At 62.9% G+C, this 21550-nt stretch carries 24 protein-coding genes; 6 read left to right on the top strand and 18 right to left on the bottom strand.

Features of this window, described 5'->3' with window-relative positions; translation table 11 throughout:
• Positions 1-90 precede the first annotated feature (90 nt).
• Positions 91-627, top strand: a complete 537-nt coding sequence (locus AC0L2V_RS20905; RefSeq protein WP_473493787.1) for a TetR/AcrR family transcriptional regulator — start codon at positions 91-93, stop codon at positions 625-627.
• A gap of 139 nt (positions 628-766) precedes the next feature.
• Complete coding sequence (locus AC0L2V_RS20900) at positions 767-1036, top strand: hypothetical protein (RefSeq protein WP_091593198.1); 270 nt, start codon at positions 767-769, stop codon at positions 1034-1036.
• On the opposite strand, the gene AC0L2V_RS20895 is transcribed toward AC0L2V_RS20900, so the two are convergent.
• From AC0L2V_RS20895 to AC0L2V_RS20875, 5 genes are all read right to left on the bottom strand, one after another.
• Entirely contained in the window at positions 1011-2132 is a 1122-nt protein-coding gene (locus tag AC0L2V_RS20895) for a Gfo/Idh/MocA family protein (RefSeq protein WP_473521063.1), read from the bottom strand. The genes AC0L2V_RS20900 and AC0L2V_RS20895 overlap by 26 nt on opposite strands.
• 78 nt (positions 2133-2210) lie before the next feature.
• Complete coding sequence (locus AC0L2V_RS20890) at positions 2211-2975, bottom strand: ATP-binding cassette domain-containing protein (protein WP_473493789.1); 765 nt, start codon at positions 2973-2975, stop codon at positions 2211-2213.
• On the bottom strand, positions 2972-3973 hold the full coding sequence (locus AC0L2V_RS20885; protein WP_473521062.1) for an ABC transporter permease: 1002 nt from the start codon (positions 3971-3973) through the stop codon (positions 2972-2974). Before AC0L2V_RS20885 ends, AC0L2V_RS20890 begins: the two co-directional genes overlap by 4 nt.
• A complete protein-coding gene (locus AC0L2V_RS20880) occupies positions 3970-4200 on the bottom strand; it encodes a hypothetical protein (protein WP_473521061.1) in 231 nt (76 codons plus the stop codon). The genes AC0L2V_RS20885 and AC0L2V_RS20880 overlap by 4 nt, the downstream gene beginning before the upstream one ends.
• Positions 4197-4955 (bottom strand): substrate-binding domain-containing protein, encoded by a 759-nt coding sequence (locus AC0L2V_RS20875; protein WP_473521060.1) that lies wholly within the window; start codon positions 4953-4955, stop codon positions 4197-4199. The genes AC0L2V_RS20880 and AC0L2V_RS20875 overlap by 4 nt, the downstream gene beginning before the upstream one ends.
• A 60-nt stretch (positions 4956-5015) precedes the next feature.
• Between AC0L2V_RS20875 and AC0L2V_RS20870 the strand changes: the two genes are divergently transcribed.
• Positions 5016-5258 (top strand): hypothetical protein, encoded by a 243-nt coding sequence (locus AC0L2V_RS20870; protein WP_473521059.1) that lies wholly within the window; start codon positions 5016-5018, stop codon positions 5256-5258.
• A 131-nt stretch (positions 5259-5389) separates the two neighbouring features.
• On the opposite strand, the gene AC0L2V_RS20865 is transcribed toward AC0L2V_RS20870, so the two are convergent.
• The 12 genes from AC0L2V_RS20865 to AC0L2V_RS20810 all read right to left on the bottom strand — a co-directional run bounded on the left by AC0L2V_RS20865 (position 5390) and on the right by AC0L2V_RS20810 (position 17126).
• Complete coding sequence (locus AC0L2V_RS20865; RefSeq protein ID WP_473521058.1) at positions 5390-6427, bottom strand: ROK family protein; 1038 nt, start codon at positions 6425-6427, stop codon at positions 5390-5392.
• Positions 6427-7149, bottom strand: a complete 723-nt coding sequence (locus tag AC0L2V_RS20860) for a ribulose-phosphate 3-epimerase (RefSeq protein ID WP_473521057.1) — start codon at positions 7147-7149, stop codon at positions 6427-6429. Before AC0L2V_RS20860 ends, AC0L2V_RS20865 begins: the two co-directional genes overlap by 1 nt.
• Complete coding sequence (locus AC0L2V_RS20855) at positions 7146-7979, bottom strand: alpha/beta fold hydrolase (protein ID WP_473521056.1); 834 nt, start codon at positions 7977-7979, stop codon at positions 7146-7148. The genes AC0L2V_RS20860 and AC0L2V_RS20855 overlap by 4 nt, the downstream gene beginning before the upstream one ends.
• Positions 7979-8797 (bottom strand): sugar phosphate isomerase/epimerase family protein, encoded by an 819-nt coding sequence (locus AC0L2V_RS20850; RefSeq protein WP_473521055.1) that lies wholly within the window; start codon positions 8795-8797, stop codon positions 7979-7981. The genes AC0L2V_RS20855 and AC0L2V_RS20850 overlap by 1 nt, the downstream gene beginning before the upstream one ends.
• The gene (locus tag AC0L2V_RS20845) at positions 8797-9873 is read right to left on the bottom strand and encodes a Gfo/Idh/MocA family protein (protein ID WP_473521054.1); all 1077 of its coding nucleotides are present in this window, start codon (positions 9871-9873) and stop codon (positions 8797-8799) included. Before AC0L2V_RS20845 ends, AC0L2V_RS20850 begins: the two co-directional genes overlap by 1 nt.
• 10 nt (positions 9874-9883) lie before the next feature.
• Positions 9884-10699: a sugar phosphate isomerase/epimerase family protein gene (locus tag AC0L2V_RS20840; protein WP_473521053.1), complete on the bottom strand. Its 816-nt coding sequence runs from the start codon at positions 10697-10699 to the stop codon at positions 9884-9886.
• Between the two features lie 190 nt (positions 10700-10889).
• A complete protein-coding gene (locus AC0L2V_RS20835) occupies positions 10890-11732 on the bottom strand; it encodes a carbohydrate ABC transporter permease (protein ID WP_023797144.1) in 843 nt (280 codons plus the stop codon).
• A 5-nt stretch (positions 11733-11737) separates the two neighbouring features.
• Positions 11738-12634 carry a carbohydrate ABC transporter permease gene (locus AC0L2V_RS20830; protein WP_473512081.1) on the bottom strand — a complete coding sequence of 299 codons (897 nt, stop codon included), beginning with the start codon at positions 12632-12634 and terminating at the stop codon, positions 11738-11740.
• A gap of 139 nt (positions 12635-12773) precedes the next feature.
• On the bottom strand, positions 12774-14018 hold the full coding sequence (locus AC0L2V_RS20825; RefSeq protein WP_473521052.1) for an ABC transporter substrate-binding protein: 1245 nt from the start codon (positions 14016-14018) through the stop codon (positions 12774-12776).
• A gap of 117 nt (positions 14019-14135) precedes the next feature.
• Positions 14136-15281 (bottom strand): ABC transporter ATP-binding protein, encoded by a 1146-nt coding sequence (locus tag AC0L2V_RS20820; RefSeq protein ID WP_473521051.1) that lies wholly within the window; start codon positions 15279-15281, stop codon positions 14136-14138.
• Between the two features lie 90 nt (positions 15282-15371).
• Positions 15372-16322 carry a PfkB family carbohydrate kinase gene (locus tag AC0L2V_RS20815; RefSeq protein ID WP_473521050.1) on the bottom strand — a complete coding sequence of 317 codons (951 nt, stop codon included), beginning with the start codon at positions 16320-16322 and terminating at the stop codon, positions 15372-15374.
• A 3-nt stretch (positions 16323-16325) separates the two neighbouring features.
• Positions 16326-17126, bottom strand: coding sequence for an aldolase (locus tag AC0L2V_RS20810; protein ID WP_473521088.1), 801 nt, complete (start codon positions 17124-17126; stop codon positions 16326-16328).
• A gap of 162 nt (positions 17127-17288) precedes the next feature.
• Between AC0L2V_RS20810 and AC0L2V_RS20805 the strand changes: the two genes are divergently transcribed.
• The 3 genes from AC0L2V_RS20805 (at position 17289) to AC0L2V_RS20795 (ending at position 20459) form a co-directional block, all read left to right on the top strand.
• Positions 17289-18050, top strand: a complete 762-nt coding sequence (locus AC0L2V_RS20805) for a DeoR/GlpR family DNA-binding transcription regulator (RefSeq protein WP_473521087.1) — start codon at positions 17289-17291, stop codon at positions 18048-18050.
• A gap of 266 nt (positions 18051-18316) precedes the next feature.
• Complete coding sequence (locus AC0L2V_RS20800) at positions 18317-19465, top strand: Gfo/Idh/MocA family protein (protein WP_473521049.1); 1149 nt, start codon at positions 18317-18319, stop codon at positions 19463-19465.
• 16 nt (positions 19466-19481) lie between these two features.
• Positions 19482-20459, top strand: a complete 978-nt coding sequence (locus AC0L2V_RS20795) for an alpha/beta hydrolase (protein ID WP_473521048.1) — start codon at positions 19482-19484, stop codon at positions 20457-20459.
• Here the strand turns inward: AC0L2V_RS20795 and AC0L2V_RS20790 are convergent.
• Entirely contained in the window at positions 20447-21469 is a 1023-nt protein-coding gene (locus AC0L2V_RS20790) for a LacI family DNA-binding transcriptional regulator (protein WP_473521047.1), read from the bottom strand. The genes AC0L2V_RS20795 and AC0L2V_RS20790 overlap by 13 nt on opposite strands.
• Between the last annotated feature and the right edge of the window lie 81 nt (positions 21470-21550).

Raw genomic sequence — 21550 nt, 5'->3', positions numbered from 1 at the left:
CTGGTCCCGATATCAAATGACGGCGACCTTACTGTACCGTCTGGACGGTCTTGTCAATTCCGCGTAGGCTAATGTATGGGGGAGCGATTGATGAAAGCCCGCAGAGCAAATTCGCGTGATAAAATTCTCGCTGCCGCCGCCGATGTGGCACGCGAGACAGGGCCCGGCAGCCTGTCGCTGGACGCCGTCGCCAGCCGGGCCGGGGTGTCGAAAGGCGGCTTGCTGTACAATTTCCCGACCAAGGCGAAGCTGATGCAGGCGCTGGTTGAGGATTATCTTCGCGCCTTCGAGCAGGCGCTGGACGCCGCCCGCACTGCCGGCGTCGCGGGCGAGAGCCCGCTTGCGACCTACATCAAGCTTTCGGCCGAACATGCCGCGGAATCGAAACCGTCGGCGTCCTGGATATTTTCGGCGATCGCCGAGGATCCCGATTTCCTGACGCCGATAAAAGCGTTCAGGCGGCAGGTTTTCGAACGGCTCAAGGGAGAATCGCCGGACCTCAAGGCGCTGCTGGTCTGCTACCTCGCCATCGAAGGACTTCGCAGCATGAATCTCTTCGATTCGGATGTTCTTTCGGTCGACGAGCGCCGGTTGCTGATATCGTCCTTGTTGGAGATTGCGGGATAGATTGCCGCGCAGCGCCGCAGGATAAAGCTATTGTGACAGGTCATATGGTTGAGCTGGTCTGCCAGGGTGAGGGAACTTTTGTCCGGCTGGCGATTTTGGATGTATGGTGAGAAGCCGAACGGCCGGAAGGGGATTGGTGATGACAACAAAACGCTTTGCGATCCGCGCTCTCGTTTTCGCAATGGGCTGCAGCATGTCCGCCGCGGCCTTGGCTGGAGATCGCGATGATCGGCCTCACCCTGAGCGCTACGTTCCCGCCGAAGGCAACATCATCGACATTCTGTTCGGCGGCCCGCGCTACTATGATCGGCAGTTGTTCACGACAGCCGCAGGGCCCTGCTCCTATCATCGGGTCGGGCCCGACGCGAATGCCTTGAACAAGATCAACGATCACCATTGCGGGAAGTAGGCGGCCGGCTGCGGCGGTCGCCAGTCTTCTTCATCTGTTCGATAATCTCGGCCATCAGCGCCAGGTCGCGGCGGGAGTCCGCTAGGTCGGTCAGCGGCTTCGTCCTGGCGGTGATGTGGCGGTGGAAGGTTTCCAGTTCGTTGGAGAAGGCGTCGCCATACAGCGGCCCGAATGTCCGCGTCACCGGGCCGGCTGCCCCGGCTTCCGTCACTTCGAGTCGCGTCGGCAGGCTGCGGATGTAGGGGGTGTCGTAAATGATGCGGACCCGTTTGGTGTTCGAGCGCACTTCGATCATCGCGTCGAACAGGCCGAGATCGTCGACCACTGCGTCGTAGCAGCAGGCGAAATGGCCGTAGTCGAAGGTCACGCTGGTGTTGGCTCCGCCATTGGTGCGGTGCGCCGCCAGCACACGGGCCGGTTCGCCGAGGAGCCCGCGCATCGCCGAAATATGGTGCGAGCTCAGCGCCGTCAGGCCGCGATAGGCGCGTACGAGATCGGCGGGCGCATCGCTGCCCACCACTTCGCGAATCAGCGCCTCGCGCTCCCCGGCGCCGCGTGCCAAAAGGGCCGGATCTATGTCGGTGGGATAGAGGACGTTCTGGCTCTTCTTCAGGAAATGCCGGCCCTCGGAGATCAGGTCGAAGATGCGGACATGGGTTATGTCGGCGAAGTCAGGCAGTTCCTCCATCGCTGCAAGATAGGCCGGAGCGTAGCGGCGCATGTAGCCGACGAAGATCGTCTTGGCGTAGTTTGGCGTCAGTGCCAGAAGCTCGTCGATCTCGCGCACCGTCAGGCAGGCGGGCTTTTCCAAGAGGACATGCTTGTTCGCCTGGACGGCGGCACGGACGAAACGGCTGTGGGTCTCGTCTGACGAGAGGATGAAAACCGCGTCGATATCCGGCGAGTCGATTAGCGCCTCTGCCGTTTCGAAGGCTTTGGCGGTCGGGTATTCGGATGTGCACAGCGCCATCAGGCTCGGCGACACATCATAGATGCCTGATACCAGCCAGCTGTCGCGCTGATCGCTCAGCACCGGCAGATGGATTGATTGCGCGACCTCTCCAAGACCCACTAGCCCGACACGGATCACCGCCACGGCACACTCCCTTCGCAAACCAATTGTTTCAGCCAACAGCTCGTTATAGCTACAGGTGCGGCTCGACCCGGCCGTCCGTCATGCAGCGCCGGTGACGAGCGCGACGAGTTCGTTGCCGGTCGTCTCGGATGAACGGACGGTCGCCACCATCCGTCCCGCTCGCATCACCCAGATCTGGTCGGACAGGCGCCGCACCTGATCGAAATTGTGGCTGACCAGGATGACGCTGACGGCCTGTTCGCGCAGCCGCCGGATCAGGGCTTCGACATTGGCCGTCTCCTGCACGCCGAGCGCTGCGGTTGGCTCGTCCATCACCACCAGCTTGGCGCCGGAACCTGCGGCGCGGCAGATCGAGATCGCCTGTCGCTGTCCGCCCGACAGGCGCCGCACGCGCTGGCTGACCGAAGGCATGTTGATCGACAGGCGTGACAGCATGGCGCGCGCCTGCTGCTTCATCGCCTTGCGGTCGAGCAGCGCGAAGGGGCCGATCCGGCGCACGATCTCACGGTTGAGGAACAGGTTCTGGGCGACGGTCAATTCATCGATCAGCGCGAGGTTCTGGTGCACCGTCTCGATGCCGGCCTTGCGCGCCTCGTCGGGATTGGCGAAGGGGTGCAGCCGGCCGTCGAAGAAAATGTCTCCAGCGTCCGGCACATGCACGCCGACCAGGCAGCGTATCAGCGTCGACTTGCCGGCGCCATTGTCGCCGATCACCGCGGTGACCTCGCCACGGCGGGCCTGGAAGGCGACATCGGTGAAGGCGCGGATGCCGCCGAAATGCTTGCTCAGTCCTTCGCAGGCGAGGATTGCGTCGGCCGACGGGGAGTGATTGACGGCGCTCATTTCTGATACCGCATGATCAGTGCCGCCAGCACCACGATGGCGCCAACGGCCAAGGGCTGGTAGAAGGCCGAAACGCTGAGCAGCGTCAGCCCGTTGACGAGAGCGGTTAGCATCAGCGCTCCGATCGCCGGGCCGAGAATGCTGGCGCGTCCACCAAACAGGCTGACACCTCCCAAGACGACTGCCGCCACCGAATTGAGCAGAAGGCTGGTATTGATCTGCGGTTCAGCCGAGCCGATGCGCGCCACCAGAAGCAGTGCGGCGATGCCGGCGCAGAAGCCTGAAATCGTATAAGCGACGATCTTGACCCGGTTGGTGTGGATGCCGAGCGCGCTGGCGCTTTCGACCTGGCCGCCGGTCGCCAGCAGATGCACGCCGAAGCGGGTGTGGAAGAGCGCGATATGCGCCACCAGAACGGCTGATATCGCCACCCAGACGGGATAGCCGAACGGTCCAAGGGAGCCCGAGGCCAGCCGCAGCAGGAAGGTCGAGCCGACCATTATCGGCTCGCCGCCCGACAGGATCAGGCCGAGCCCGGTGACGCCCGAAAGCGTGCCGAGCGTTACCACGAAGTCGGGTATTCGCCCGGCTGTGATGAGCGCGCCGTTCAGGAAACCGACCGCGCTGGTGGCGGCTACGGCGAGCACGCAGGCGAGAAAGATGCCATAGCCCGCGGCATCGACGAGCCCGAGGATGATGGCGCCCAGCATGACGGCTGCCGCCAAGGAGAGATCGATGCCGGCGGTCGCGACGACGAAGGTCTGGCCGATCGACAGCACGACCAGGATCGCCGCGGCCAGCAGCAGGGCCTGCAAGTTGGCGATGCTGAGGAAGACCGGCTGACTAATGCCGAAGACGATGACGAGGCCGACAAGACCGACGACCGATGCCCAGTCGGCCCAGAAGGAAGGATCCAGGAGGAGAGCCGACAGGGAGGGGCGGCTCTCCTCCGCCGCGCCCGCGGTATGCACGGGCGCGTCTTGTTCAGGAATGCTCACTTCAACATCTCGCGGAAGGGATCGGGATAGTCGTCGCCTGGACGCGGGAAGTTCTTCAGCGAGGCTTCGGCATTGTCCTTGTTGATCAATAGAACCGGCGCCGGCACGTTGGCGGGCAGTTCCTTGCCCATGGCCGCTGCCTTGCAGGCTTCCACGCCCATGGCACCGACGACATAGGGATATTGCGCGACGGTCGCGGCGAGTTCGCCGGCCGCCACCGATTTCAACGCGTCGACGATGCCGTCGAGGCCGCCTTGACGTCCTTGCCCGAGGTCTGGACGGCGCGCTGAACGCCGAGCGCCATGATGTCGTTGGCGGCGAAGAAGCCGGCGAGATCGGGATGCGCGGCCAGGATGTCGGTGGCCGCGGTAAGCGCCTTCTCGCGATCCCAGTCGGCGCTGACCATCACCACGACTTCGAGCTTGCCTTCGACAGCCTGCTTGAAGCCCTTGATGCGGGCGTTGCTGCCGACATCGCCGACAATGCCGGCCACCAGCGCGACCTTGGAGCCTGCAGGAACCAGCTTCAGCATCTCCTCGCCCGCCAGAACGCCGGCGGCAACGTTGTCTGTGCCGATGTAGGTTGAGATGGTGAAGCCGGCGGCCTTGGCCTGCTCGGCGTCGATGGTGCTGTCGATGTTGACGATCGGCTTGTTCTTCTGGGCGACAGGGACAAGTGCCTGGACGAGGTTGCTGACGCTGATCGGATTGACCAGATAGCAGTCGAAATCCTGCATGGCCATGGCGGTCAATCGATCGGCCTGCCCGGTAGCGTCGCCCATATTGGCGGCTGCCTGGATAGTGACGGCCACGCCGTCGGCCTTGGCCTGCTCTTCGATGCCTTGGTGCATGTACTGGAAGAAGGGATTGTCGAGACCCTTGACGATCGCCGCGACGCGGGCCGCGTCCTCGGCATGGACCGGCACTGAAATCACGATTGCAAACAGGCCTGCGCCAAGCGTCAGGCAATTGAACATACGCATGCTCTTCCTCCTCCTAATTTGTTGGTGGTGTCGCAATCGACCCGTTGCCCGGCGAACGGAATGGCTGTGCCGGCGAAGGCCAGCCCGGCGCTTGCGATGACAGGCGACCGACCGACCGGCGATCGCCGCACGGCGGTTTCCGAGCGCCCGGTCATGGCCATTTTCGTGTCTGGCATTTCTCCTCCCGGAGCGCTGACCGATGCCTTGTCAGCATTTCCGCATGTTTTAGAAAAAATTAACATGCGTCAACATTTAAAATGGTATGCAGAGGTTTTTGATGTGCTGCGGTGCAGCAGAAATTGACGCTGCGGGGGCGAAGCAGCTTGATGCCGGCGTCGTCAGTTGTGTGGCTTCAGCCTATGAATCCACCGCGAACCCCGAATGCAGCGGCACCAGCGCCCGGGCCACAGGTGACCGGCGCCAGCAGCTTGAGCTCAGCGATGGATTGCCTCCCTGCCGGCGACACGTTCGGTCCGGCCGCCTTTGCTGTCCTTGTCCTGCGCCATCGCCAACGGCGAGCCCGGTTCGCCTTCCCACAGGATCAGGCTGGCCGCGCCGATCAGTCCTGCGCGGTCGCCAAGCTGCGCCGGCACGATCGGCACATCCCTGTAGGCCGGCATCGCCCGCTGCTCGACGGTTGCCCTGATGGTTGGAGCCAACAAGTCGAAACCGTTGGCGAGGCCGCCGCCCATGACGATCAGATCCGGCGAATAGAGGTGAAGCAGATTGGTGAAGCCGATGCCGAGCCACTTCGCCTCAGCCTCGATCAGTTCGAGCGCGCTGATATCGCCGGCACGTGCGGCTTCGACGACCTGCCTCGCCGAAACGTCGCCGTCAGCCGAAAGGCGCCTAAGCAGGGAGCCGTCGCCCGGCGCGGTCAGCGCCGTGGCACGCCGCCCGAGCGCGGTACCGGAGGCGACCGCCTCGAAACAGCCGACGGCGCCGCAGAAGCAGCGGTCGCCTTCGCCGGTGATGGTCATGTGGCCGATCTCGGCCGCCAGCCCGCGCCGGCCGTGATAGATGTGGCCGTCGGCGACGACGCCGCCACCAATGCCGGTTGATACGGTGACGAACACGAGGGATCCGGTACCTTGGCCGGCGCCGAAGCGCCATTCGCCCAGCGCTGCCGCGTTGGCGTCGTTTTCCAGACGCACCGGCAGGCCGAAATGTTTGCCGAGAATGTCGATCAACGGCACATCGTGCCAGCCGGCCAGCGTCGGCGGCGCGATCACGATCCCGGCCTTGGGATCGAGCGGTCCCGGCGCGCCGATGCCGATGCCGACGACATCCGCCTGTGGGCGCTGTGTCAGAAGAGCCCCGGCCAGTGCGATGATCTGGCCGATCACCGCATCCGATCCCGCAATCGCCATCGTCGGCGCCGAGACCTGCGCGACAACGCCGCCGTCGCTCTCGACCAGCGCGCCGCGCAGCTCCGTTCCGCCGAGATCGAAGGCGAGGGCCAGTCTTGTCATCAGGCGGCGACCTTCAGCCCATGCAGCCAGCGAATGCGCTGCGCGAGGTCGGGGTCGCCGAACGCCAGCGATCCGAGCACCACCGTCTCGGCGCCAGAGGCGCGCAGGCGGGGCACCGTCTCGTGGCGGATGCCGCCGTCGGCAGCCAGGATGATGTCGGTCTCGCGACCGGCTTTTCTCATCAGTGCGCGCGCTTCGATCAAACGTGGGCAGGCCTGCTCGGAAAGGCTCTGGCCCTTGACGCCGATGGATGTGCCGAGAAGCGTCACAAACGCCACTTGCGACAGGAACGGCGTGACCGCGGCCACCGGCGTTTCCAGCCTGAGCACCACGCCGGCCTCGGCGCCGAGCGCATGCGCCAGCCGCACGGCGCGCAGGCCGGCTTCGCCGTTTTCGGCGTGGACACTGACCAGATCGGCGCCGGCCTCGATGAACTGACGCGTCTGCTCCTCGACGATCTCGGCTTCGACCATCAGGTGCACATGGATAGGCCTTGCCGTCAGCCGGGCGATCCGCGCTACCAGGTCCGGGAAGAACAGGAAGCCCGGAGTGAAGCGGGCGTCCGCGACATCGATGTGGTGGAGGTCGACATGAGGTTCTATGCGCTTCAGGTCGCGCTCCATGTTGGCAAGATCGGCCGACCACAGCGAAAACTCGCCGAGCAGCCGGCTGCGCGGCAGGGCGGCGATGGCGGCGGGACCGGACAGGGTTTTGGTCGTCATGACGGAATGAGGCTCCGAAAATTCGAGTGGGTGTGAAGGAAGGTCGTGATCTCGGCCTGCAACTCGGCGAAATGCCTGACGCTGTCGAGCGCCTTGGGATGGATTTCGGCAAAGGTCGCGCCGGGAATGGCTGCGGCGAGCGTTAGGGCGGCCGAGAGCGGATGCACCGCATCCATGGCATTGCCGATGACCAGGGTCGGAATGCCAAGCACCGCGGCGTCACGCGCCGAAACACCCGGGCCGTCGGCGGCAATGTCGGCGAGGACCTGCGCGAATGGCGCGGCGCCCGGCCGGTCGAAATAGCCGATCAGCGAGGCAAAATTGTCGGGTGCTTCACGCTGCAGGCGCGCGGCGGTTTCCGATTGCGCGAAGATCGACCTCGCCTTGTCGGGCCCATGGTCCAGGATAAGCCTGGCAACCTCGGCGATCGGCAGCAGGTTCACCGGCGCGTCGTCGAAAATCCAGGCCGGCCGCACCAGGAGAAGACCCGCGACGCGGTCCGGATGACGGCAGGCGAGGCGCATGGCGATCGCCGCGCCCATCGAAATGCCGCCGGCGACGAAACGATCGAGACCGGCCTGATCGGCGGCGGCAACAACATCGTCCGCGAACATCTCCAGGGAAAACGGCCGGCGGCTGCCCAGTCCGGAGGCGCCGTGCCCGCGGCATTCCAGCGTGATGCGCCGCAAGCCCGGCCCGGAAGGGAAGGCCTGGGCGACCTGCGCGTCGCCACCGCCCAGCCCATGCTGAAAGATGACCGCAATGCCGTCGCCACTATCGGAAATCCGAAGCGTGGCGTCATCGCGAAGCAGCGTGGCCAGGCGCGCCATCACACCAGCCCTTTGAGGAAGCGGGCAACGCCGGGGGCCTCTTCGGCCGAGAGGCCATGCGTGACCAGCGCCCCGTCAAAGCCCGATGCTTTCAGCCTGGCGACGAAATCCGCAAAGTCGACGACACCCCGGCCGGCCGTCGTGAAGCAGCCGTCAGCGAAACGGTCCTTGGCATGGGCCATGGCGACGTGGCCCGCTGTGCGTTCGACGGCGGCGGCGACGATGGCGCGTGCTTCCTCGGGGCTCGCCTGCTCGAACAGGTTGGCCGGATCGAGCACGATGCGCAGCCGTGTCGACCCCATCTCGGCGATCAGGCGCATCGCGTCCGACGCCGAGGTGACGATGTTGGCCTGTTCGGGTTCGATGCCGAGATCGACGCCGTGACGCTCCGCGAGCTGCAACGCCTTTTCCATCTCGCCCGCCATGTCGTCCCATGCCGAGGGCTCGCTATTGTCGGGATGATATGCCCACTGATCGTGTGCGTTGCGCGTTCCCGTGCACAAGGTGACCAGCGGAACGGAAAGGTCTGCCGCGGTCTCGATGACCACGCCAAGCCGACGCAGGCCGTCGTCGCGCACAGCTTTGGCGGGATGGGCCATGTTGTAGGTTCCCGAGAGCGCTGCAAGGACGACACCGCAAGCATTCGATGCGGCCGCGATGGCATCAATGGCGTCCTTTTGCACCGCATCCGGCATCGACGGCAGCCCGGCGCAGGCAAGGTTGAACTGGGTGACGGCAAATCCCGCGTCGCGGACCGCTGCCAGCACGCCAGCCGGCTCGCTGCCGGGGAAGGCCTTGGCGAACACCCCGATCTGCATCAGACCGCTCCCGTTACGGAGGCGATCTCGACGCGATCACCGGTTTCGACCGAACGGGCGATCGCCACCATGGCGCGGATCGAGGCAAGGCCGTCCTCGACGTTAGCGCCGCGCATCGGCTTGCCGTCAAGGATTGTCTCGGCGAGGCCTTCGAGCTGGCGCCTGAAGAAATGCCCGTCGGCGCCGAGCGGCCTTCGCGACGTTGCATCCTTCTCGTGAAAGATATCGACCTCACTCGCCCGGAAATACCAGGGATTGAAGGTCTTCGCGATCACCGAGCCGTTTTCGCCATAGAGCTGAAAACCCTCGTGCCAGTCCATGCGGACAGCCACGGTGAGGTCAAGGTGGCCGAGCGCGCCATTGGCGAATTCGGTTTCGACGAACCAGCAATAGGCGCCGAAACGCTCGTTGAGCCGGGCACGCACGGCAACGATCTCGCCGCACAGGAAGCGCGCGGTGTCGACGAGGTGCGAGCCGTGCGCGAGCATGAAATACTGCCTGAGATCGGCCTTTGGATTGCCGCCCGGCTTGCGCGCCAGCTTGCTGGTGACCGGCAGCGGCTGGACCGCGTCGGTGTTGGTGTAGCGGTGCGTGGAATCGCAATACCAGGCTTTTAGCGCCAGGATCTCGCCGATCTCGTCGCGGACGAAATCGCGCGCCGCTTCCAGTGCCGGGTCGAAGCGCTTCATGTGGCCGACCTGCAGCACCTTGCCGGAGCGCCGGACCGCATCGGCGAGCATCTCGCCTTCCTCGACCGAGACGCCGATCGGCTTTTCACACAGCACGTGCTTGCCGGCCTCGAGCGCCTTGATCGACATCGGCACGTGATAGGCGTCGGAGGTCGCCACGATCACCGCTTCCAGTTGCGGGTCGGCGAGCATCTCATCGTAATCGCCATAGATTTGTTCGGATTCATAGGTCGCGGCCATGCGCGCCAGAAGATCGGGGGCGGCATCGCAGATCGCATAGAGATCGGCGTTGCCGGCCTTCACGCAGGATTCGAGATGCGCGAATTGGGCGATCGGCCCGCAGCCGAGCACGCCGACACGAAGGCGACGGTCTTGCTTCCGGATCATGGTCTCTTCCTCACGCGCCGTAGCCGCGCATCGTCTGGCGGTTGGTCTTGACCGCGGCGGCCGGATCGCCGGCGGCGGTCTCGGATTCCTCTTCCAGCACAAGCCAGCCGTTGAAACGAGGTGCGGCGCTGGCGATATCGATCACCGCTTGGGTGTCGCAGACGCCCTTGCCGAGCATAGCCCAGGTGCCGCTGGCGTCGACGTCTTTCAGATGCACGTAGCGGATGCGGTCGCGGTAGGTGGTGAGCGTATCGATCATGTCTTGATGGCCGCGCAAGATGTGTCCGGTGTCGGGCACCCAGCCGACGAGCGACGGATCGACCAGTTCGAAAATCCGATCGTAGTCGGCACGGTCGAACAGCAGCGTGTTGTGGTGGGAACTGGGATGGACGGCGATGTCGACGCCGGCCTTGCGTCCGAGTTCGCCGGCCTTGTTGTAGACCTCGGCCGCGATGGCAAACTTGTCGTCACGCGGGCCGTCGGACACGACGGTGGCCGAGCCCATCGAGACCAGCGCGCCTGGAAAGGCAGCGGCAAAATCGATCCAGCGTTTCGCTGTCTCCAGGTCGGCGCCGATGCTCTCGATCAGCGTAAAGCCGCTCTTCGAGCCGAAGGCGAAAGAAACAAGGATGAGGCCGGCCGATCTCAGCGCCGCGGCGAATTCCGCCGGCCTGTCGGCATAGCGGCCGATCGTCGTGTCGGTGATCTCGATGCCGGCATAACCGCCATCGGCGATCGCCTTGAGCAGATCGTCGGGACCACCGGCAAACCGGTCTCCGAGCATTTCCCAGGTGAAGGTCTGGCAACCGACTTTCAGGTCTTTCATGCTTTCATTCCTTGATGCCGCCCTGCGTCAGCCCTTTGTTGATGTGGCGCTGGACGAACAGCACGAGCACGATTCAGCGGCGCTATGAAGACGCCCGAGGCCGCGGCGATATCGCCTGCCAGCAGAGAAGGTCCAATCCATCGATTTCGACGCGCGGCCTTCCCCATCGGTTCTCCGTGGGAGGGACATCCTACTTGACCGAGCCCGCGGTCATGCCGGCGAGGAAGAACCTCTGGGCAACGAGGTAGATGAGCAAGAGCGGTAGCGAGCCCAGCACGCTCATCGCCATCATCTGGTTCCATTCGAAGGCGTGCTGCCCCATCAAAAGTTGGATGCCGATCGGGACGGTGCGCATGGACGTTGACTTCGTCAGCGTCAGCGCAAAGAGAAATTCGTTCCAGCACAACAGGAAGGTGTAGACCGACGTCGCCACGATACCAGGCAGTGAAATCGGGACGATCACCCGCCAGAGTGCGGTCCAGCTGGTGCCGCCGTCGACAGCCACCGCTTCATCGAGATCGCGGGGCAAGGTGTTCAGATATCCCGTCATCAGCAGGATCGCGTAGGGCAGCGTAAACACCAGGTAAGTCAGGATCAGTGCGACGTAGGTGTCGAAGATGCCATACGAGACGACAAGCCCGAAGAAGGGGATCAAAAGCGTGATCGGCGGAATCGTCTGCGTGCTGATGATGAGTGTGTTGAGGCTGCCCTTTCCACGGAAATTGAAACGGCTGAACCCATAAGCCGCCAGCAAGGCGATCAGGACCGTCAGCACGGTCACCGCTCCGGCCACGAAGTAGCTGTTGAAGAAGAAGCGCAGCTTTACCGGGTCGCCAAGGATGGCCGCATACGCTTCCAGCGTGAAGGCCTTCGGCAGGACGGTTGGTGGCAGGGCAAAGATTTCGGTATTCGACTTGAACGAGCTGCTCAGCATCCAGTAGATCGGGAAGGCCGCGAAAAAGAGCCCTGCGGCAAGCGCGACATGGAGCGCGACGGTGATCAGTCTGTCTTTCGGTGTGTGCCTTTTCCTCATGGTGACTACCGAGCCTTTTGATAGCGGATGTAGAACAGCGTCAGGCCGAGAGAGATCAGCAGGATGACCACGGCGCTCGCCGACGCCTGCGACAGGTTGTAGCTCGAAAACGCCAGCTTGTACGTGTAGGTGCTGAGGACCTCGGTCGAGTAGATCGGACCGCCGCCCGTCGTTATCCAGATCAATGGAAAGACCTGCATGGTCCAGATGAAGTCGAGCAGCGAGATGCTGATGATGATCGGCATCAGCTGCGGGATGGTGATGAAGATCAGCTTCTGGTAGGCTTTCGCCCCGTCGATATCGGCGGCCTCGTAGAAATCCTTGGGAATGCCCTGCAAGCCTGCGAGCAAGCTGACCATGAAAAGCGGGTAGCCCGCCCAGATATTGGCGAAGGTGACGGCGTGCAGCGCGGTCGCCGTCGAGGAAAACCACTCGACCTTGGAACCGATGATGCCCATCTGCATGAGAACGGCGTTCACGACACCGTTCGGCTCGAGCAGGAGGCGCCAGATCACGGCGATAATCACCGCGGTGAACAGCCAAGGCAGTATGTAGAGCACGCGCAGAATGTTGCGCAGCGTCGGATTGATGCGGTCGCTGTTCAGCATGAGTGCGAAGACCATGCCGATGGTCATATGGAAGATGACACTCATGCAGGTGAAGTAGAGCGTGTGCCACAGCGAGGCCCAGAACACCGGATCGGCAAAGATCGCGTGGTAGTGTTTCAGTCCGGCAAAGGATGGGTCGCGACGCAGCACTGCGCTGTTCTGGAACGAATAGCCAATCACCGTCACCATCGGCAGTAGCATCAGAAGGCCGATGATGAGGAGCGAGGGTGACAGATAGAGATAGGGTGCGACCGCTCGTTTCAGTCGATGGTGGGAGCGCTTCTGCCGAGTCATGTGCCACCCTTGGGATGTGCCTTCAAGAGGAAGGTGCGCTTCGGAAAGAGGTCCATCTCTAATTGCCGATCCGTTGTTGACGGGTGGCCTGCCCTAAGTCAGGCTACCCGGTGGAAGATAGCAACGGGGAACAGGTCGCTCAGAATTTCGCCATCCAACCCTTTTGAGCGTTGGCTGCGGCTTCTTCCGGAGACTGCTCGCCGGCGAGCATCTTCTGGGCTTCCACGTCGAACTGAGTCATCAGGTCTTCAGCCACCGGCAGACCCGTGAACTCGTTGGCGAGATAGCCGGTCTTGAAGATTTCGAAAGCCTTGGCGAAAGCCTTGTCCGAGGTCACGAAATCGGGCTTGGCATTGACGTTGCCCGGGAAGGCGTTTGCAAGCGTCACGAGCTTGGCGTTCACCTTTTCACTCATCAGATATTGGACGAGCTTCCAGGCTTCCTCCTGATGTTTTGAGGCCGCAGAGATGCCGATGCCCCAGGAGGCGTAGGGAAGGCCGCGCTTGCCGTTGTAATTCTCCACGACCGGGACAGGGATGAGGTCGAAGTTCAGCTTGGGATTGCGTTTGCGAATGAGGTTCACATGCGCGAGCGAGTCGATCATCATTCCGACCCGATCGTTCACGAATTCCTCGACCTTTTCCTGCTCGGTCTTGGTGGCAATGCCGGGCGAAATGACGCCGGCGTCGTTCAGCGATTTGACGAAGGTGAGCATATCGACGACCGGCTTGCCCTCGAGAGCCGGCTTGCCGTCAGCCATCATCGATTGACCCGAGGCCCAGACCCACGACATCAGGTCGTTCTGGACACCGGACGGCGTTTGCAGCGACAAGGGCAGCACCCAGCCATACTGGTTCTTGTCGGCATGGGTCATCTTCTTGGCGGCTTCGAGAAACTCCGCGCGGGTCGACGGCAGCTTGGTCACGCCTGCCTGGGCGGCGAGATCCATGTTCACGAAGACCGGATAGACGAACGAAGCCACGGGAAACATCACCGCCTTGCCGTCCACCTTGATGATATCCGCGACCTGCGTCTGGTCGAACTTGCTCGCATCCATCATCGGGTTCATGTCGGCCAGCGCATTCTGCGCGTTCAGATTGTTCACCCAGGCGCCGTCGAGACCGACGACGTCGCTAAGCGTTCCAGTTGCAGCACCAACCGAGATCTGGTCTCGCGTGGTTGCATAGGGGCCGCTGACCAGCGTCACCTTGATTCCGGGGTTTGCAGCCTCGAAGTCATCCATGATTGCCCTGAGCGAGTCGGCCGGTAATTCGGGCTCCCACCATTGGGTGAATTCCAGCGTCGTGTCCGCCATAGCGCCGGTTGCGCCAAGCAACCATGCGGCCGCGGCTATTTTCAGCATCGCGGGTTGTATCCGAAACATGATTTTCTCCTCCTTCTTTAAGATCGACCGCACAATGCGGACGATCGTCTGCTCTACTCAGAAGCCTTCTTGCGTTTCGCAGGCGCCTCGCTCTCGCCTGCGGTCTGCCGCAGATCTTCAGATCGCCAGATGCGTCTCGGGATCGAAGAAATGGAACTTGGCATCATCCACGGCCAACCGGATTTCCGAGCCGGAGTGGACGGCGCTGATCGGCTCGAATCTCGCCACCGCGTTCGATGCCAGGCCAAAATCGTCCACCGCGTCCGGATCGCCGGAGTCCACCCGGACCGCGTCGATGTTCAGATGGACAATATGTTCGGATCCGAGTTCTTCGATCGAGGTCACCCTGGCCGGTATCGTCTGATACTTGCGACCGGATTCGAGGCTGCTGTCATAAAGATCCTCCGGTCGTATGCCGAACACGACCTTGCGCCCCGCAAGCGACCTCAAGCCCGGCCTGCGCACGAAGGCTGCCTCCTGCAGCCGGATGGCGAAGGTGCCGAACATCAGTTCGTCGCCCGTCAGGGTCGCCTCGAAAAGGTTCATCGAAGGAGAGCCGATGAAGCCGGCAACGAAGGCGTTCACCGGCGATTCATAGAGCCTCTTGGGTGTATCGACCTGCTGCAGCACGCCGCCTTTCAACACCGCGACCCTGTCCCCCATCGTCATCGCTTCGATTTGATCGTGGGTCACGTATATGGTCGTTACGCCGAGCTGCTTTTGCAGACTGGTGATTTCGGCGCGCATTTGCACGCGCAGTTTCGCGTCCAGATTGGAAAGGGGTTCGTCCATGAGAAAGGCGGCCGGCTCGCGCACCATGGCGCGGCCCATGGCAACCCGTTGACGCTGTCCGCCTGAAAGGTTCGCGGGTTTGCTGTCCAGCAAAGACGTCAGCTGAAGGGTTTTGGCGATCTCGTCCACGCGCTTCTTGCGCTCGGCCTTCGGCTTGCCTGCCAGCCGCATCGAAAAGGCGATGTTTTCGAACACCGTCATATGCGGGTAGAGCGCGTAGCTTTGGAAGACCATCGCGATGTCGCGGTCCTTGGGCGACATGTCGACGACGTCTATTCCGCCGATCCGAAGGCTGCCGCTGGTGATGTCCTCCAATCCCGCGATCATTCGCAACGCGGTGGATTTGCCGCAGCCGGACGGCCCGACGAGAATCAAGAACTCGCCGTCCTCGACCGATAGGTTCAATTGGTCGATTGCGCGAAAATTGTTACCGTAGGTTTTGCAGATATTCTCAAGAATGACTTCTGCCATATTCCTCCCTCCGCAAGTGTAAGCCGCTGATTTTTATAACCCTCCTCGGAGCATGTTCACCTGCGAAATATTTCATCGTATAGTTTCTAGCTATGTTCCAGTATTGACATGCGTTTTTTTCAGTTCGACTGCTGACGGCGCGTTCGTCGATGCCAGGAGTTCCGTAACCTGGTCGTCGGTCGGAAGCGCCTCGCGCCCGCCACGGCCCGTTATCGAAAGGGCTGCCGCCGCGGCCGCGAATGCCACCCGGCCTGCGGTGCCGGCTCCGCGCGTCAACGCATGGGCATAGGCGCCATGAAAGCAGTCACCCGCACCGGTCGAGTCGACGACCACAATCCTGTGCGGGGGCAGGTGCCAGAGACCTGTCTCTTCACGCCCGCGATAGTACACGCCCCTGCCACCGTCAGTCAGAACCACTGCGGACCGCGACGGCAACCACAATGTATCGAGCATCTCGGCGGGCGATCGGCACCCCGTGGCAGTCCGCGCAAAGCCGAGTGGAAGAATGAGATGGTCGCAGAGCGCGATCAGCCGCTCCGTGGCTGGGCCGCTGCTCCATTCGATATCGCCGAGGATCGCAAGGCCGAGATCGCAAGCCCGAGCCACGACATCCAGGGACCGGATCGCGTAGCTATCGACGATCAGGACGGTCGCGCGGCTGAGGATATCGTCCGGAAAATCCGGAGCGGTGCCCAGCATCGCATCGTCGTCATACGCGATGAACCGTTCTCCGTCCGAGCCGACGGTGATCCGCGAGCGCACCGGGCGCGCGTCGGGGTGGCGCGGCGCGAACGCGGTTTCAACGCCGCTCGCAACGAGATCGCACAACACGGCGTCGTCGGCGGCACTGCCCAGCCATCCGACGAAGCCGGCGGTTCCGCCGAGCCGCGCGACGGCGGCAAGTGCCGTCGCGACATTTCCCCCGAAAGCGCGGGCACTTTGCAGAACCTTTCCCTTGCCCGCCGACAACGGCTGATCGACATAGACGATGTCGTCGATCGCAATAGCTCCGAAGCCGAGGATTGAAGGGACGGTGGGCATCGTTCAGGCACCCGCGTTCGCCAGGGCGTGTTGCGCCGAAAGGCCGTCATGGATGACGCCCCGAAAGGCAATTGCTGCCTTTTCCGGATCGCCATGCCCCCAGAGATTGCGGCCCACCACGGCACCGCGCGCGCCGGCACGGATGGCGTCCGCCGTCTGCTGAAGCGCGCCGAGCAGCGTATCGGTCTTCGGACCACCCGCGATCACAACCGGCACCGGGCAGGTCCGGACGGTCTCTCGGAACGACTCGAAATCGCCCGTGTAGCCGATCTTGATCACGTCGACGCCGGACTCGTAGCCGATGCGCGCCGCATAGGCGATCTCGTCGGGGGTGAAGACGATTTTTGCTCCGTCGGTGAAATCGCGAGGGTAGATATGCGCCACCACAGGCATGCCGTAGCGGGCCGCTGCATTCACCGAATCGGTCAGCCAGCGTATGTATTTGCCCTCGGTCGCGCCGCGCACCGGAATGGCCACGGCCAACGCATCGGCCCCCGCGCGCACCGCATCCTCGGGGGTTGCGATCAACTCGCTGATGCGATCGTCCGGAGTGAAGCAGCCCGCCTGAATCACCAGGGAAGCTTTGCCCGCATATTGCGGCCACAGATGGCGCGCGGTGCCAGGCTGGATGCTGACGTAGTCGGGTTTGCCTACCATGACGCGTGCGAGCGCACCCGGCAGGTCGGCAAGGCCGCCTTTGCGCACGTCGCCATAGCCGACGAAGTGGTCGACCGCGCCGCCAAAAAGGTTCCCCGATGGATGCGAGAAGAGGCGCGCAAGACGCACCTTGGTTCCGAGGCTCATGAGTGCAAAACTCCCCAATCGTTTGATTTCAAAATCCTGGACCCAGTGTTTCCGAAAGAAATGAGAAAGACAATCTTTCGAAAGCTTTCGAATTTGCGTATTTTTGGTAAGGTGAGCCGAGGCCAGAGCGGTTGCTTGGCGCAGCGAGGCAAGGACAGGGCAATGTTGTCGGAGCAGAGACGCCAATCGATCCTGGGTGAAGTGCAACGCAACGGACAGGTTCGCATCAAGGACCTGTCAGACGGGTTTGGCGTGTCGGAAGTCACGGTGCGCTCCGACCTCGAGATACTTGACCGCAAGGGACTACTGACCAAGACCCGTGGAGGGGCGGTGACCCGGACCACCGATTCGACTACGGCCGCGTTCGCCCGGCGAATGCAAACGAACCTCGACGCAAAGAAGCGCATCGCCCAGGCGGCGCTAGACCTGTTCGAGGACAACCAATCGGTCATCTTCGACGGCGGCTCGACATTGATGCAGGTTGCCATGCAGTTACCGCCGCTCAGCAATGTCGTGGTCGCGGCCACGGCCATGAATATCGTGCAGCATCTTATGCATCGTCCCGGGCTCGACGTTCATATGATCGGCGGCCGGGTCTATCCCGACACGGTGAGCACGCTGATCACCGATGCCGATACGGCTCTCGGCGGCTTGGTAGCGCATCAGGTCTTTGTTGGAGCGCATGCGATAGACTCGTCACTGGATGTGGTCGACGTGAACGAAGACATGGCGCGAACGAAGCGAAACCTCGTTCGCATGGCCCGGCGCGTTGTCCTCCTCGCCGATTCGAGCAAATGGGGCGTCAGCGGGACCTCCAAGGCATTTTCGCTGTCGGCCGTCGATGTGGTGATCACCGACGATGGCCTGCCCGGTCCAATACGCAGCCAGCTTGAGATGACCGGGGCCAAGGTGATCTATGCCTGAACCCATCTCGGTCCCTGACCGCGACGGAAAGATCCAATGCGCGCATGACCCACGGGATTCGCATCGGCTGTTGGCCGTTTTTTCATGTCAGGCATGTTCTCCTCCTCAATGCTGGCGGCCTCCAATGTTGCGCCATCATTTTCGCATGTTCTATAATAATTTTACGCGCGTCAATATTTAAAATGTTGTATAGCGGCTTTCGACTGTGATCCGTTGGACGCAACGGCTGAGGCAGACCATCACCGCGTTGGGAGGTACGATCTAAAATGCACGGGAGATCAAAGACAAAGCTTGGCATTGGCGTCATCGGCTGCGGCAACATCTCGATGACCTATCTGCGCAATGCGGCTTTGTTCGACGGGGTCGAGCTCAGCGCCTGCGCCGACATTTCGGCCGATATGGCTGCGCTGCGCGCCAAGGAATATGGCATCCGCGCGCTCGGCGTCGACGCGCTTCTGGCCGACCCGAACATCGACCTTGTCCTCAACTTGACGATACCGGCGGCGCATTTCGATATTTCGCTTTCGGCGCTTTCGGCGGGAAAGCACGTCTTCACCGAAAAGCCGCTGGCGACCTCGGCCAAGGACGGCAGGCGGCTTGTCGCCGAGGCGGCGGAGCGCGGGCTGCTGCTGGGCTCGGCCCCGGACACCTTCCTTGGCGCCGCCGGACGGCGGGCACGCCGCCTCATGGACGAGGGCGCGATCGGCCGGCCGGTGACCGGCACCGCTTTCATGATGGGGCGCGGCATGGAGCACTGGCATCCCAATCCGCAATTCTATTATCAGCCCGGCGGCGGACCGGTCTTCGACATGGGTCCCTACTACCTGACGATGCTGGTCAATTTGCTCGGGCCGGTGGCCCGCGTGATGGCGATGGCGACGCGGGGCCAGGAGGAGCGGCTGATCACCGCCGAAGGCCCCTACCGGAACACCAGCTTCAAGGTCGGCACACCGACCAACATCCTGTCGCTGCTGGAGTTCCGCTCAGGCGCCACCGTCACCTTCGGCGCCTCGTGGGATGTCTTCAGGCACTCCAACCACCCGATCGAGCTGCATGGGACGGAAGGCTCGCTCAGGCTGCCCGATCCGGATACGTTCGGCGGCACCGTCTCGCTGTCGGAACGAGGGGCCGACTGGGCCGACTTCCACAGTGAGAGCGAACTCTATGGCGCGCCCAATTGGCCCTTCGCCGCGCCCGACCGCGCGAATTACCGCATGCTCGGCGTTGCCGATCTTTCGCGCGCGCTGACAACAGGAAGAAAGCCGCGGGCGTCCGGCGACCTTGCGCTTCATGTGCTGGAAATCATGGAGGCGATCCTCGCTTCGGGTGAGAGCCGCGAGTCCGTCGCCGTCAACGCAACGGTCGATCAGCCGCCGCTCTTCCAGGACGCCGAAGCGGCGAGCCTGCTCGTCTGATATCGGAGGGCTTACGATGACGACATTGCTTTCACCCTTGCTCGATCCGGAGGCCCGGCATGTGCTCGACCTTGACCGGCAGGCGGCCGCCCCGCCATTCGAAGCCGGCACGCCTGAAGAGGCGCGCCGCGCCTATGAGGAGGGCTTTCCGGCACTCCAGGGCGAGCGCGAGCCGGTCGGCTCATTGACCGAGCGCACCATCACCGGACCCGGCGGCCCGTTGACGCTCAGAATCTATCGCGGACAGGGCGCGGTCGGGGCCGCTGCCCCGGCGCTGCTCTATCTGCATGGCGGCGGCTGGGTGATCGGCAATCTCGAGTCGCATGACGAGATCTGCCGCTGGCTTGCGAATATGGCGGCCTGCGTCGTCGTCTGTCCCGACTACCGGCTGGCGCCGGAACACAAATTTCCGGCGGCCATTGAAGATTGCCGCGCCGTACTTTCCTTCATGCAGGACGGCGCGGGCGATCTCGGCATCGACGCCGAACGGATCGCTGTCGCCGGCGACAGCGCCGGCGGCAATCTCGCTACCGTCCTTTGCCTGCTTGCGCGCGGCGACAAGAAGCCGCCGGCGGCGCAGCTGCTGTTCTATCCGAACACGGACGCCTCGCAGACGGCGGACAGCTATCGCCGCTTTGCCCACGGTTATGGCCTGACTTCGGCGACCATGGCCTGGTTCCGCGACCACTATATCAACCATGCTGGCGATATTGATGACTGGCGCGTGTCGCCGCTCAAGGCCGCAAGCCTTGCCGGCGCAGCGCCGGCTTTTGTCGCAATCGCCGGCCATGATATCCTCGCCGACGAAGCCGAGGCCTACGCGAAGCGTCTGGAAGATGACGAGGTGCCGGTCGTCCTGCGGCGCTGGCCCGGCCAGATCCACGGCTTCGTTTCGATGGGCCGCCATGGTCCGGCGGCGCGGCTAGCGGTCAGCGCGGCAGTTGCCGCATGGCGCGGCTTCGATCCTGTGTTTGGAAACGCTCAGGCCGACTGACGCATGACCAGCGTCGCGTCGAGACTGACCTTGGGGGCAACTGCCGCGTCGTCCTCGTCCAGCAAGGCCAGCAGCGTCTCGACGCTGCGTCCGGCCATCGAAGCGAAGTCCTGCGCCATGGTGGTGAGGGCAGGACAGGTGTAGCGGCTCAGCGGATGGTCGTCATGGGCTGCGATCCGCAGGTCGCAATCGCCCTTGCGGCCGACCTTGCGACCTTGCGAGTAGGCGGCAGCCATCACGCCGAACGCGAGACGGTCGTTGGCGCACAGAATGGTCTTGCCCGGCAGACCGCCACGGGCGAGCATCGCTTCCATCTGCTCATAGCCGATCCGTTCGAAATCCCAGCTGTAGTCATAAGGGGTGCCGATGAGCACCGGCTCATGCCCGAGCCGCTGCATGGCGCCGACATAGCTGTTCAGGCGCTCGCGCGAATTGTGGTTGACGTGCGGGATATCGAAATAGACCGGAGCATCGCCGGAGCGGCAGAGATAATCGACGATGGTCGAGACGCTCTGGCTGTTGTTGTTGCCGACGAATGGCGTGTCGCCCTCGAGATAAGTGTCGAAATAGACGATCGGTATGGTCTGTGTCAGCTTCTCCAGCGTGCGCTCTTCGGAGCGTAGGCCGAGCGGCGCGATCAGCGCGCCGGAAACTTTTAGCGAAAGAATGGTTCGCGTCGCTTCCACTTCGAGCTCGCGCGAGCCGTGCGAGGAGATCACGATCGGCCAGTAGCCTTCGTCGCGCAGCCTGAGTTCGATGCGGCTCACCATTTCCGAATAGAAGGGATCGGCGAGCGTCGGCACGACAATGCCGATGCTGCGGGTCCGCTTGCGGTTGAGGTTGCGTGCAAACAGATTGGGCTGGTAGTCGGACGAGCGCAGCGCCACTTCGATCCGCTGACGTGTCGCCGGCTTGACGCTGCTCGGATCGTCGAAATATTTCGACAGTGTCGGCCTGGAGACGCCGCAAGAGCGAGCAAAATCCTCCATCGTCTTGTGCGTCATCGACATCAAAGCCCTCGAATGCAAGGTGAAATTTTACAGTAAAATTGTGTAGTTTCCATGCGTAAATTTATTAATTGACGGGAAAAA

It is taken from the genome of Mesorhizobium sp. WSM4814 (assembly GCF_055811595.1).
Note: the sequence above shows the minus strand (reverse complement) of the source record. Positions and strands in the feature narration are given on the sequence as shown.